The sequence below is a fragment of the Chryseobacterium sp. YIM B08800 genome, from assembly GCF_026163565.1.
Lineage (GTDB): Bacteria > Bacteroidota > Bacteroidia > Flavobacteriales > Weeksellaceae > Chryseobacterium.
Window position 1 is genome coordinate 1 of sequence record NZ_JAPDKN010000085.1, and the last position, 11,966, is coordinate 11,966.

An 11,966-nucleotide genomic window follows, 5' to 3' on the forward strand; every position below is an offset into this window, starting at 1 on the left:
CTGCCATAAAATTATTACTCAATAAAATTTAAACAGGCTCTAAATAAAACAAAGGAAGTAATGATTGCCGATTACTTCCTTTGTTTTATTTAAAATTATTCCAGAAATAGTAAATTATTGAAAGTTAAGAACCAATTGCTCAACATCTTTAAAATAAATATCGCTATCCTGTTCATTTTTGCTTTTTAAATAAATAGGCATAATAACATTTGATAACGAAATGTTCCAATTTAATAATGAATTATAAATTCCGGTGGTTCTGATTCTAAAAAGCTCAATCAATGAAATTAATTTCAAATTTGAGATTTGTGAATAATCATATATATAAAATTCTCTAGGATTAAAATATAATGACTTGCTGAGAATATCGTATTTACCTGAAAAATTCATTTTTATTTTTATCTGTTTCATACAGTAATTTTATTGTAGTATAACATATAATATGCCATACCATAAGGACATGAGCTAAATTTAAAATTGACTTTTTCAGTTTACAAATAAATTGAATATTTTATTTCCAGTATCAGAATCAACAGTATTTAGCACAGTAATAACCTCGTGATGGAATGATATTTGCTGAACATGTAAGTTGAATAGATTAGGCCTTGCTAATCTAATTATAAATGAAAACTGATGATTACTAATACTAAAAAAATCATGGTCTGCGATGATGACCAAGGCATTTTGGATGTCATTCAAATGCTTTTGGAAACTGAAAACTTTACCGTATTTACAGAAATTCACAGCCCTAATCTGATCAATAATATAAAATCAAATTCCCCCGATCTACTTTTATTAGATTTATGGATGCCATTTATGGCTGGAGATGAGATTCTTAAATCCATACGCGCTAGCAAAGAATTCAAAGATCTTCCGGTGATTGTATTATCCGCAAGTGTTGACGGATCAGATATTGCTGAAGATGCCGGAGCAAATGCATTTATCGCCAAACCATTTGATATGAATGATCTCATTTCTAAAGTTAAAGGTTTGCTTATGAACTAATTTTATTCTTTCCTCCCAATACATCAAAACGATAATGTTTTAAACTCTATTGAATAGTATGCTTCTATAGTTAACAATTTATCAGATTCAATACTGAATTTATAGTCATAATTTAGCCCCTAAACTAAAAAATAAGTCATAAAATTTATTATCAATAAATAATTATGACTTATTAGAAGTTATAGAGATATAAAAAATATCGTTAAATCAGGTAGAGACTTAAAGAACTTCCCCAATCTGGCTTATTCCCGCCTTAACTGAGTTTTTGACTTCATCAAACTTACCCATTCCTATTTTTTTAACTAAAGATGCGGCAAAACCCTTCATTTGTTCGAAAGTTACATGAGGAGGCATTGCTAAAGTATCTGGATCCGTATAGATATTTACCAATACCGGTCCCTTATGTTCAAATGCTTCACGGATAACGTCTTCTGCTTTTTCAGGATCTTTTAGTTCAATACCTTTGATATTCATTAATTCTGCAATCTTATCAAAAGGTGGATTAATCATATCAGTCTGCCAATCGACATACCCTGCGACTTCCATTTCAAGCTTCACCATACCGAGAGAATGATTATTGAAAACAAATATTTTGACTGGATACTGATATTGCATAATGACTGCTAATTCACCTAAAAGCATAGACAATCCTCCGTCACCACTCATAGCAATGATTTGTCTGTCGGTTGTTGATGCAGCCGCACCAATTGCCATCGGTAAAGCATTGGCCATTGACCCGTGGTTAAATGATCCTGTTAAGTAACGACTTCCTTTAGCACGGATAAATCTGGCTGCCCATACTGAGGTCATCCCTGTATCAACCGTATAAACTGCGTTTTCAGAAGAATAATGATCGATCAAAGTAGCGATATATTCAGGGTTAATCTTCGAAGGAGATCCTTTTTTTTCTGCGTAATCACTAAACCTTTTTTCATCATCATTATAGATTTTCTTCATTTTCTTAAGAAAAGAATCATCCGATTTAGACTCAATAAAAGGCAACAAAGCCGTCAACGTATCTTTAATATCTCCGGCATAGCCGTAATCAACGTGTGCGCGCCGCCCTATCCTTTCAGGCTTTTCATCAATCTGAACAATAGTTTTATTTTCAGGTAAAAATTCCGAATAAGGAAAATCGGTTCCTAATAAAACTAAAACTTCTGCCTCGTTGCAGGCATCATATCCAGATTTATTACCTAAAAGACCGTTCATACCAACTGCAAAAGGGCTGTTTTCTCTGTCAAAGAATATTTTTCCTCTGAAAGAATATACAATAGGAGCATTTAATTTACCTGCTAATTCCTCAACCACATTCACTGTACCTTTACAGCCGTGTCCGCAGAAGAAAACAATTTTCTTTTCTGAATTTAACAATTGTATCAACTGTGACATTTCGGGATCTGAAGGCCTGAATATCGGAGCTGTATTAAAGCTTTTATACCCTGTAGATACTTCTTCATATTCTGCCGATGCCACATCGCCCGGTAAGCCTAAAACCGCAACACCTTTTTCATTCAGTGCAGTCTGTATGGTACGTTGAATCATAGTGCCAAACTGCTTGGGTGTATTAGCCATAAAAACCTGCTTACTACAGTCTTTGAAGAGGAATTGAGGATTGGTCTCCTGAAAATATTCAGTTCCGAATTTCTCTGTTGCGCAAGTGCTTGCAATAGCGATGACAGGATTTCCTGATCTGTTCGCATCATAAAGACCATTGACCAGGTGAACATGACCGGGCCCGGAACTTCCCATGCAGCATCCAATACCGTTAAGTTCTGCATCCATTGAAGCTGCGTAGGCTGCAGTTTCTTCGTGCCTTACGTGAATCCATTCAATTGTACCATCTCTTCTGATAGCATCATTAACCGGATTTAAACTGTCTCCTGTTATAGCATAGACTCTTTTAATACCGGCACTTTTTAACATTTCGACCAAATGGTCTGATACATTTTTAGCCATATAATTTTTTTATAATTATTAAAAACCTTTATTAAGGCAAGTGATTCTTCCAGTGATTGGTGTCAAAAGGAATACCAAATGAAAAAAGTATGTTTTAAAATGTGTACCGATATTGGAATATTTATTGTTAAGGTGTTTAATAACTAAATTAAAATCACCATGAATATTTTATTTACAACGATCAATAAAAAAGCATGTATGACTGAACTCCAGAAAAAACTATGGAACGGGGCTGAACAATATATGAAAAATCAAGTTAGAAGAAAACTCCAAAGCCTGACATCTTATATAGGCAATGTAAATGTCAGTATACTAATTGACATGAATAAAGGATTTGCAACAGTGTTAAAAAACAACCTGAGTGAAGAACAGTTTCTTATAGCACAAAGAACGTTACGAAATAAAATTTAATATCTCAAATCCATCTTAATAAGGGATAATTAGTATTTATACCTATTTGACATTTTTTAACAAAAACAATTCCTTATCCTACTCACAGCCCTCTTTTTATTGATACTTTTGAGTAAGCACTTAGAAATGCACTCGAATTTATTCAATTTCTTCTGTCTAATGATTTAAAAGCCTAAATTCTTTTATTACATTAATTACGAAATATTATACCCGCAACAAGCACTTATCATCATTAACTTTTCCGGCATTTCATGTACCATAATTTGATCACAATAAACAGACTTTCCATATCTTTGCCATATTTATGATAACTCAGGAAAACTTATCCGATAACAGTTTCAATCTTGATCTAATTCTTCAGGCATTGGCTTCCTCTCCGGCACCGACCTCCATCTACTCAGGGGAAAATATGGTCATCCGTTTTGCAAATGCGGGCATGCTGGAGCTGTGGGGTAAAGACTCATCTGTAATAGGTAAACCCTTAATGGAAGCACTTCCTGAACTGGAAGGCCAGCCTTTTTTAGAGTTGTTGCAGGAGGTTTGGCGTTCAGGTAAAACCTATTCAGTATCTGAAGCTCCTGCTAAACTTATCATAAATGGAGAAGAGGTGCTTGATTATTTTGATTATGAATATAAAGCACTTACCGATCAACATCATAAAACATGGTGCATACTCAATACAGCACTTAATGTAACATCACGCCGTGAATTTTTACAGCAAATACGAGAGAAAGAAGAAAGGGAACATGCGCTCAATGAGGAAATGGCTGCAACATTGGAAGAGCTTACCTCTACCAACGAAGAGCTCAGTAGTTCTATAAAGCAGCTCGCTCATAACAGGGAATATATCCGAACTATTATTGAGCAGGCTCCGGTTGGAATTGCGATGCTGAAAGGTCATGAGCATATTATTGAAATCGCTAATCCAGCCATTCTCAATATTTGGGGTCGCAAAGAATCTGAAGTCATTGGTTTTCCGCATGAAAAAGCCCGTCCTGAATTGCAGGGACAACCCGTTAATATCTGGCTTAAAGAAGTCTATAATAGCGGTAAACCCAAAATTAATACGGAATTTACAGTTAAGTTGCTCGATGGTGATGGACTGAGAGAGGCTATTGTCAATTCTATATACCAACCCATACTCTCAGAAGATGGAACTGTTTCGGGTGTTCTTGTTATTCTTGAGGAGATTACTCAGCAGGTTTTAGAACGTCGGAAAAATGAGAACGATCAACAAATGCTCGCATTGGCTATCGATGCAGGAGAACTTGCTACTTTTTATTACCAGCCTGCAACCAACCTTTTTTCAGGAAATACCCTTCTTAAAAATTGGTTTGGACTGTCGTCTGAAGAAAATTTAGATCTTTCCGTTGCATTGGCAGTTATCCTTCCTGAAGATCGAGATGGGGTAATTGATGCTATTACACATTCTTTAAGCAAGAACTCTGATGGTCATTATTTTATAGAGTATCAAATTCAAAACAATACCGATAAAAAGATAAGACTGCTGCAAGCGAACGGAAGAGTTTTTTATGATAAAGAAGGCAATGCGTTAAGTCTAAACGGTACTCTTAGGGATATCACTGAACAAAAAAAAGAGGAACAGCGAAAAGACGATTTTATGGGAATAGTCAGCCATGAACTTAAGACACCGCTCACTTCACTAAAGGCATATCTTCAACTGCTACAACGGACAGAGGTAAATATAGAAAAAAGAATATGTTAGAGAAATCTGTAAAGCAGGTGGATTATATGAACAGTATGATTAATGGTTTTCTAAATGTTTCACGACTTGATTCCGGGCAGATGCATATAGAAAAAACCGAATTTGATCTCCAAATATTATTCACTGAAATTGAGCATGAGGTTCTTTCAACCAATCATACGCGTAATTTTATTTTTAAAACATCTGGCTCCTTAACCCTATTTGCAGATCGCGATAAAATATCGCAGGTACTCCATAACCTTATTGGAAATGCGATCAAGTACTCTCCTATTAACACCTCAATTACCGTAGAATATCTTACAACAGATAACAACAGCTTAAAAATAAATGTCCAAGATCAGGGAATCGGTATATCCAGAGAAGATCAGGAACGGATATTTGAACGTTATTATCGGGTGAAAGATATTAACAGCAGAAGTACATCGGGATTTGGTATCGGACTTTATCTTTGTAAAGAAATTATCGAACTGCATAACGGTACAATAGAAGTTCAGGGCTCTAAGAATGAAAGTACTGTATTCTCATTTGTACTGCCTATCAACGGAGAAAAGCTTACCTATTAATAGTAAAAATTATAACAATAGTCTGTTAAAAGTTAGAAGTAAGTAATACTTTTCACTCAATATTTCAGCCTCCAATTAGTTGTTTCAAATCTTTATTTAAAAAATTATCAACTCATTTGTAGAGTTGATAAAAATACGTGCAACTATTTACAAATAAAAGACTGTTTATGTCTTATTTGTATCATATAAACTTAATTCACCAATTTGGTTCATTAATTGTATATTAAAATTTAATCTGAATTTTTATCACTTAATATTACCTATCTTATGAAATGGAAATTTTTCATGACTGGCATTTACTCTATTTTCCATGCAGGTTTATTACATGGTCAAGATAACAACGTATTCGGATTTGTTGAATCATTCTCTTTAGCGCAGAAATATGCTTTACATCAGTTCCAAATCAATGGATTCCTTGCATTTACTGCAGGAATATTTATTGTTAATAAGAGAAGAAATTTTATTCTTAGAAAAAGATACCGAAAACTTGTAAATAATTTATCAAATGATTACAAGAAAAAGGTGCAGAAAGAAAGTAGAGATTCTTTCGTTTCAAAGCCAGTTGATAACCTACTCATTCAAAATGATTTTCAGAAAATGTATTCAACTAGTATGGAGAAAAGAATTGTCAAAGGGTTAAACCACTTTAAACAATCCGAGAAATTTCTTGACAAAGAAACTTCATTAGAAACTCTGTTAAACGACTTGAATATTGAATTCAAATATCTACAGGAAGTGATTATGAAACATGAATCAGTCAGCGCCGAATTATATTTACACCGATTAAGAATTGATTTTATCATAAAAAAATTATTCAACCAACCAAAATACAGAGACTACAAGTCTGCTGATCTTGGATCGATGTGCGGCTACCATTCCGCAGGTGAATTCGAATCTTATTTTCAAAAATCATGTAAAATTTCGCTAATCTACTTTCTGGAGCAATTGAAAAAAGATCATCACAAAAAATACAGGAACAAATCTAAAGTTGCTTAAATAAAGGTATTTAATATTTATTCCCTAAGTAATTTTTGGATAATTAATCTTAAGCTAGTTCATGACCGACTCTTTACCAAATTTTTTAAGTGTTACAAAATGCGAGCGAAGGGCAGAAAGAAAACTTTTATTTTCAATATAAGGCAAATTGAACTCCATTGCAGTCTCTTTTACAATAACGGATATCTCACCGTAATGGATGTGGCAGACTTTAGGAAACAAGTGATGTTCGATCTGCCTGTTGAGTCCACCAAGAAAAAATGCGGCAAGTTTATTATGGGTTGCAAAATTTGCAGTTGTACGCATCTGATGTTCCGCCCAAGCCTCTTCCATTTGTCCGGTTTCATTAGGCAGTGAAAAATCGGTACCTTCCACAACGTGAGCCAACTGAAAAACCAGACCCATTGTTAATCCTTCGGCGATATGCAACAAGAGAAAACCAATTAAAAACTGCCACCAACTCACATCCAGCACTAATAACGGAAGTATAATAAACAGGAAATAATAAAGCGCTTTATAAAAAAATAAATTGAAATACTCCAATTTAGGATGCTTGCTCTGATGCGCACCAATTTTTTTCTGGAAAAACTTCAGATAATCTTTACGGAATACCCATGACAAAGATGCCAAGCTATAGAGCGGAAAGGCGTACCAATGTTGATATCGCTGGATAGAATTTACTTCGTCTTCGGCAACAATACGTATCAATCCTGGCGCTACTTCAATATCTTCATCGTGTCCGGGGATATTTGTATAGGTGTGGTGAACAACATTATGGGTGATACTCCAAACATATGGATTGGCACCAATAAGATTAAAAATAAAGCCAAACAGTTTATTTACTTTTTTATTTCCTGAAAGTGCACCATGTATAGCATCATGGCAAACATTGAAACCTATAAAGGCACTGAACATTCCCAATAAAATAGCTAATGGAATGAGCGCCCAAATAGGCAAAAGTCCCGAGATGATTAAAAGATATATCCCTGTGAACCCTGAAAGAAAATATTGTCTTACCCCACATGAGCTTATTTGCATGTTGGCTTACCTAACGTTGATTGAAAAAATCATCAACCCTGCTCCTGACTGTTGCATAAAAACGAGAACCTGAAGCAGATGAGAATTTTACTTTTTGTGACATAGATATCATATTTGATCTACTTAAAGCGAACAAACTGATATGCTAAATCTGGTGTTGAGATAAGAAGAAAGTTGAAATTTCCGGTGCATTACGGGATTGTATATTACTATAACGCATTAATTGCAAATTTATTATATTATCTTTTAACCCGGATCAGGAAAGTTCTTTTCATTAACACAATTAATTATAATTAAGGTTTTTTATTAATTAAGTTATAATTCTTTATAGAGGTTGAGGAACAATATAAATAGGTAATAATTTTGAAAAATGATAAATTTCCTTACCTTTAGTTTTTATATATGGCTTAAATTTTGGTTAAGTTTGGAATGAACTTTAAATAAAATGACATCAGACATGCAGCTCTGCTTTTCAGTTATTTAATTAAAATAGGAAGATTTGGAAACAATATACGACCACCTAAACTCTATCAATGACAATCTCGATAATAACATTTATCTTCAGGCATTAAACTCCGAAAAATCAGGAATAATAATTACTGATAACAAACAGCCTGACAACCCTATCATCTATTGCAATAAAGCTTTTGAGGACATTACAGGATATGCTCATAACGAAATTATCGGACACAATTGTCGTTTTCTTCAGGCAAAAGATCGCACACAGCCTGAAAGAGAACAAATAAAAGACGCCGTAAAAAATGGTAAAGAATGTCATTTGGAAATCAGAAACTACAGGAAAGACGGTAAATTATTTTGGAATGAACTTATCATATCGCCCGTAAAAAATAATGAAGGAGATGTTACCCATTTCATTGGGGTTCAAAATGATATCAGTGACCGGAAAAAAGCAGAAAACGAATTACGAGATGAGAAGGCATCAGCTGAAAAAAAAATCATTGAAAGAACCAAGGAACTTCACGATAATGAAGCATTTCTTTCGAGTATTATTCAAACCGTGAGAGAATCTCTTTTAGTTTTGGATGCCGATTACCGGGTTTTAAGTGCCAATACTCACTTTCTAAATTCATTTAAAGTAACACAGGAAGATACTGTTGGGAAAATATTATTTGAATTGGGAAATCATCAATGGGATATTGAAGCTTTAAAAGAACTTTTAATGAAAATTCTTCCTACCAATAATCCCGTTATCGATTTTGAAGTAGAACACGATTTCCCATATATCGGAAGAAAAATTATGCTTGTTAACGCCTACCGAATAGAGTTTGAAGGGCAGTATAAAGACAGAATATTAATCGCTATTGAAGATATTACAGAAAAAAAAGAAATTGACCGTAGAAAAGATGATTTTCTTTCCATTGCAAGTCATGAATTAAAAACACCTTTAACTACAATTAAAGGATTTGTACAGCTTCTTACTCGAATGGCTCCCGAAGAAGCCTCTGAAAAATTCTTGACAACTCTAGAAAAAGTCTCCCTTAATGTTAACAGACTTAATAACCTGATTTCTGAACTGCTGGATACTTCCAAAATACAGTCCGGGAATATAGAAATCCATAATGAACCGTTTCAGATTGATACGCTTATTCATGATACAGTAGAGAATCTTTCTCTTGCAACAGACTACACAATAAATATCAGCAGCAATACGAAGGCTACCATTTTTGGTGACGAGTTGCAGATTTCCCAAGTCATCAATAATCTGGTTTCAAATGCGATCAAATATTCACCAGGCTCCGATAAAATTGATATCTATTGTAACAGGGTCGGAAATTTTGTAAAAGTTTCAGTAACAGATTATGGAATGGGAATCAGTCAACAGGATCATTCTAAAATATTTGAAAGATTTTTCAGGGCAAGAGATATTCAGAAAAAATTCCCCGGAATGGGAATAGGCCTTTATATATGTCGTGAGATCATCGCCAAACACAATGGAACACTTTGGGTTGAAAGTGAAATTGGTGCAGGATCTACTTTTAACTTTACGTTACCAATTATTAAGAAGAAAAAAGAATAGAAATGCAAGGTAAAAAAATAATGATCTGTGACGATGATGACAGCATCCTGGAGGTTCTTCAAATGATGCTTGAGATTGACGGCCATACTGTTTTTTTAGAAAACAACAGTACCAATCTTATTAAACAAATAAGCAATATTAACCCTGATATTTTACTCATGGATCTTTGGATGCCGGTTCTTTCAGGTGATCAATTGCTTAGAACGATAAGAACAACTGATGAGTTAAAAGACCTGCCTGTTATTATTCTATCTGCAAGCGTTGATGGTAAGGAAATAGCAAACAGTGCCGGTGCAGATATGTTCATCGCAAAACCTTTTGATATGGATGATGTTTCTTCAGGAGTAGAAAAACTACTTTTAGCTTAATGTTGAGAAAATAATGATATATTTTTATATTTAAATAATTCATTACTATTAAAGTTCTAAGTTTCTGCTTAAAGCTGTTCTCAATCGTTTTTTCTACTTTTGTCTGATCTAAATTATTATGAAAAAGATTGTACATTTTACCGCATTGATTAATTATTATACAACAGAAAAAGAAGGATTGGTTACTCCTGTCTCATCGGGTTTCCGCGCCTCTTTCAAGTTTCCTTTTGAATTAGTAGCATATATAGGAGTTCAGGAATTTACCCATACGGAACTCATTTTTCCGGGCGATTCTGAAAAGGTTGATGTTACATTAATTAACGCAGATGTAATCTTGGAAAAATTATATACAGGAATGGATTTTGTAATTTCAGATAATTCAGGAATAATAGGCGATGGAACCATTACTACCCTTTTCTAAAAAGATGAATTACCATAAGATACTAAATACTAATGTTTGAGCATTTATTTAGAAATTCTGTCCTTATTAGAATAACTTCTGATAAAATTAAAAGCCCTGCAATACAGGGCTTATAATTTATATTAAGACAAAAATTTTCTTCATAAATAATTCTTACTCTTAAAAAAGTTAATTGGAATATCTTAAAAGAGATTATTAGGATTTAAATTACCTGATGCTCCCTTCGCAAGAAACACCACCTTCCTATTTAAAGACTTGGCTTTTTCTAATGCCTTCAGAGCTTTCTGACGCTCTATTTCTTTATTAATACCTGGTTTACAAGTGGGATTGCAGCCGGAATTAGGGCTATTGTTCTTCCTCAAAAAATGGGGCTAAATGATGAGCCTGTTGCAGAAAACAATAAAAAGAAGTTGATCACCGTCGGATATTATATTTTTGGTGCTCTTGTTACTAAATTAATCTATGATAAAATAAAGTAAAAAAATTAACCCCTTATATGAAGGGGTTAATTTTTGTAACAACAGATAATTCCTGATAGCGTTTATAGATATATTCTACCTTCCGAAATTCTTACTAAGTCTTCCTGCTCCAGTTTTTTAACATTTCTGATCACAGTCTCCACACGAAGCCCTGTTAAATTGGCAATTTGCTGTCTAGAGAAAGGAACCAAAAATTTAAATGGTTCTATTATCTGGTGATAATCTTTTAAAAACTGAAGAACCTTATAGATGCGATGCGAAGGATTGTTAATAGATAATGTAGCCAACATTTTATGTCTATAAAACATTCTTTCAGCATTATGCTTAAGAAGATTTTGCAACATATCTTTATTGTGATAAATCATATCCATAAAATCATCTTTCAAAACCTTAATAATAATTGTATCATTCACTGCTTCTGCATTGATACAGTAAGGCATATCAGACCAAAGAAAAGTTTCTGCAAAACAATGTCCTTTTGATGGTAAACTATGGATAAATTCGGAACCGTCTTCTCGGTATGTATTCAATTTTACGAGTCCGGACTTAATCTGAAAATAATATTTAGGCAATGAATTCTCTGAAAAAATTATTTGTCCTGCTTTATATTCCTTAATTACTGCAGTATTTTTAAGAAGAATTTCTTCATCAATAACCATAAAGTATGAAATTTATAAAAATGATATTAATAATTTTTTAATAATAAACTACCCGGGGCAGAGCCCTGAAGTATTAGAAGTCAAAAAGTGTAAGTTGAGCCTCATGCACTTTTTGATATTCTTATTCTTTTCCTTGATTTTCTATATACTTTTTAATGACATCTGTATTTCCATATTGACCTACTGTGTTTGCATAATAACCACTTGTCCAAAAATTCCAACCCCAAAGCTTAGCTTTAACTTCAGGAAAACGTTTGAAAATTTCTTTAACAGTGATACTTTTTACTTTCATACAAATTTCAC

The 11,966-nt window shown here is 33.6% G+C and carries 13 protein-coding genes; 8 read left to right on the forward strand and 5 right to left on the reverse strand.

The window, feature by feature from the left end; genetic code table 11:
• Positions 1–114 precede the first annotated feature (114 nt).
• Positions 115–411, reverse strand: a complete 297-nt coding sequence (locus tag OEW74_RS18970) for a hypothetical protein (RefSeq protein ID WP_265429963.1) — start codon at positions 409–411, stop codon at positions 115–117.
• 222 nt (positions 412–633) lie between these two features.
• Here OEW74_RS18970 and OEW74_RS18975 point away from each other — a divergent pair, with 222 nt between their 5' ends.
• Entirely contained in the window at positions 634–1,005 is a 372-nt protein-coding gene (locus OEW74_RS18975; protein WP_265429964.1) for a response regulator, read from the forward strand.
• A 219-nt stretch (positions 1,006–1,224) separates the two neighbouring features.
• Here OEW74_RS18975 and OEW74_RS18980 read toward each other — a convergent pair whose 3' ends face one another.
• Positions 1,225–2,964, reverse strand: a complete 1,740-nt coding sequence (locus OEW74_RS18980) for a thiamine pyrophosphate-dependent enzyme (protein ID WP_265429965.1) — start codon at positions 2,962–2,964, stop codon at positions 1,225–1,227.
• Positions 2,965–3,162: 198 nt separating this feature from the next.
• Here OEW74_RS18980 and OEW74_RS18985 point away from each other — a divergent pair, with 198 nt between their 5' ends.
• The 4 genes from OEW74_RS18985 to OEW74_RS19000 all read left to right on the forward strand — a co-directional run bounded on the left by OEW74_RS18985 (position 3,163) and on the right by OEW74_RS19000 (position 6,660).
• Positions 3,163–3,375, forward strand: coding sequence for a hypothetical protein (locus OEW74_RS18985; protein WP_265429966.1), 213 nt, complete (start codon positions 3,163–3,165; stop codon positions 3,373–3,375).
• Positions 3,376–3,679: 304 nt separating this feature from the next.
• Positions 3,680–5,101, forward strand: coding sequence for a PAS domain-containing protein (locus OEW74_RS18990; protein WP_265429967.1), 1,422 nt, complete (start codon positions 3,680–3,682; stop codon positions 5,099–5,101).
• Positions 5,095–5,664, forward strand: a complete 570-nt coding sequence (locus OEW74_RS18995; protein ID WP_265429968.1) for a sensor histidine kinase — start codon at positions 5,095–5,097, stop codon at positions 5,662–5,664. The genes OEW74_RS18990 and OEW74_RS18995 overlap by 7 nt, the downstream gene beginning before the upstream one ends.
• A gap of 285 nt (positions 5,665–5,949) precedes the next feature.
• The gene (locus OEW74_RS19000) at positions 5,950–6,660 is read left to right on the forward strand and encodes a hypothetical protein (protein ID WP_265429969.1); all 711 of its coding nucleotides are present in this window, start codon (positions 5,950–5,952) and stop codon (positions 6,658–6,660) included.
• Between the two features lie 54 nt (positions 6,661–6,714).
• Here OEW74_RS19000 and OEW74_RS19005 read toward each other — a convergent pair whose 3' ends face one another.
• Positions 6,715–7,698, reverse strand: a complete 984-nt coding sequence (locus tag OEW74_RS19005) for a fatty acid desaturase family protein (RefSeq protein ID WP_265429970.1) — start codon at positions 7,696–7,698, stop codon at positions 6,715–6,717.
• A gap of 499 nt (positions 7,699–8,197) precedes the next feature.
• On the opposite strand from OEW74_RS19005, the gene OEW74_RS19010 reads away from it, so the two are divergent.
• From OEW74_RS19010 to OEW74_RS19020, 3 genes are all read left to right on the forward strand, one after another.
• Positions 8,198–9,736, forward strand: a complete 1,539-nt coding sequence (locus OEW74_RS19010) for a PAS domain-containing protein (RefSeq protein ID WP_265429972.1) — start codon at positions 8,198–8,200, stop codon at positions 9,734–9,736.
• Positions 9,737–9,738: 2 nt separating this feature from the next.
• A complete protein-coding gene (locus OEW74_RS19015; RefSeq protein ID WP_102979604.1) occupies positions 9,739–10,104 on the forward strand; it encodes a response regulator in 366 nt (121 codons plus the stop codon).
• Positions 10,105–10,222: 118 nt separating this feature from the next.
• Positions 10,223–10,525 (forward strand): hypothetical protein, encoded by a 303-nt coding sequence (locus OEW74_RS19020; protein WP_265429973.1) that lies wholly within the window; start codon positions 10,223–10,225, stop codon positions 10,523–10,525.
• Between the two features lie 541 nt (positions 10,526–11,066).
• On the opposite strand, the gene OEW74_RS19025 is transcribed toward OEW74_RS19020, so the two are convergent.
• Both OEW74_RS19025 and OEW74_RS19030 read right to left on the reverse strand, forming a co-directional pair.
• Entirely contained in the window at positions 11,067–11,663 is a 597-nt protein-coding gene (locus tag OEW74_RS19025) for a Crp/Fnr family transcriptional regulator (protein WP_265429974.1), read from the reverse strand.
• A gap of 121 nt (positions 11,664–11,784) precedes the next feature.
• On the reverse strand, positions 11,785–11,966 hold a 182-nt coding region (locus OEW74_RS19030), incomplete at its 5' end, for a transposase (RefSeq protein ID WP_265429975.1).

Excerpts from the sequence above, each read along its gene's own strand:
- OEW74_RS18970 (WP_265429963.1), bottom strand. The coding sequence starts at position 411 with ATGAAACAGATAAAAATAAAAATGAATTTTTCAGGTAAATACGATATT.
- OEW74_RS18975 (WP_265429964.1), top strand. The coding sequence starts at position 634 with ATGATTACTAATACTAAAAAAATCATGGTCTGCGATGATGACCAAGGC.
- OEW74_RS18980 (WP_265429965.1), bottom strand. The coding sequence starts at position 2,964 with ATGGCTAAAAATGTATCAGACCATTTGGTCGAAATGTTAAAAAGTGCC.
- OEW74_RS18985 (WP_265429966.1), top strand. The coding sequence starts at position 3,163 with ATGACTGAACTCCAGAAAAAACTATGGAACGGGGCTGAACAATATATG.
- OEW74_RS18990 (WP_265429967.1), top strand. The coding sequence starts at position 3,680 with ATGATAACTCAGGAAAACTTATCCGATAACAGTTTCAATCTTGATCTA.
- OEW74_RS18995 (WP_265429968.1), top strand. The coding sequence starts at position 5,095 with ATGTTAGAGAAATCTGTAAAGCAGGTGGATTATATGAACAGTATGATT.
- OEW74_RS19000 (WP_265429969.1), top strand. The coding sequence starts at position 5,950 with ATGACTGGCATTTACTCTATTTTCCATGCAGGTTTATTACATGGTCAA.
- OEW74_RS19005 (WP_265429970.1), bottom strand. The coding sequence starts at position 7,698 with ATGCAAATAAGCTCATGTGGGGTAAGACAATATTTTCTTTCAGGGTTC.
- OEW74_RS19015 (WP_102979604.1), top strand. The coding sequence starts at position 9,739 with ATGCAAGGTAAAAAAATAATGATCTGTGACGATGATGACAGCATCCTG.
- OEW74_RS19020 (WP_265429973.1), top strand. The coding sequence starts at position 10,223 with ATGAAAAAGATTGTACATTTTACCGCATTGATTAATTATTATACAACA.
- OEW74_RS19025 (WP_265429974.1), bottom strand. The coding sequence starts at position 11,663 with ATGGTTATTGATGAAGAAATTCTTCTTAAAAATACTGCAGTAATTAAG.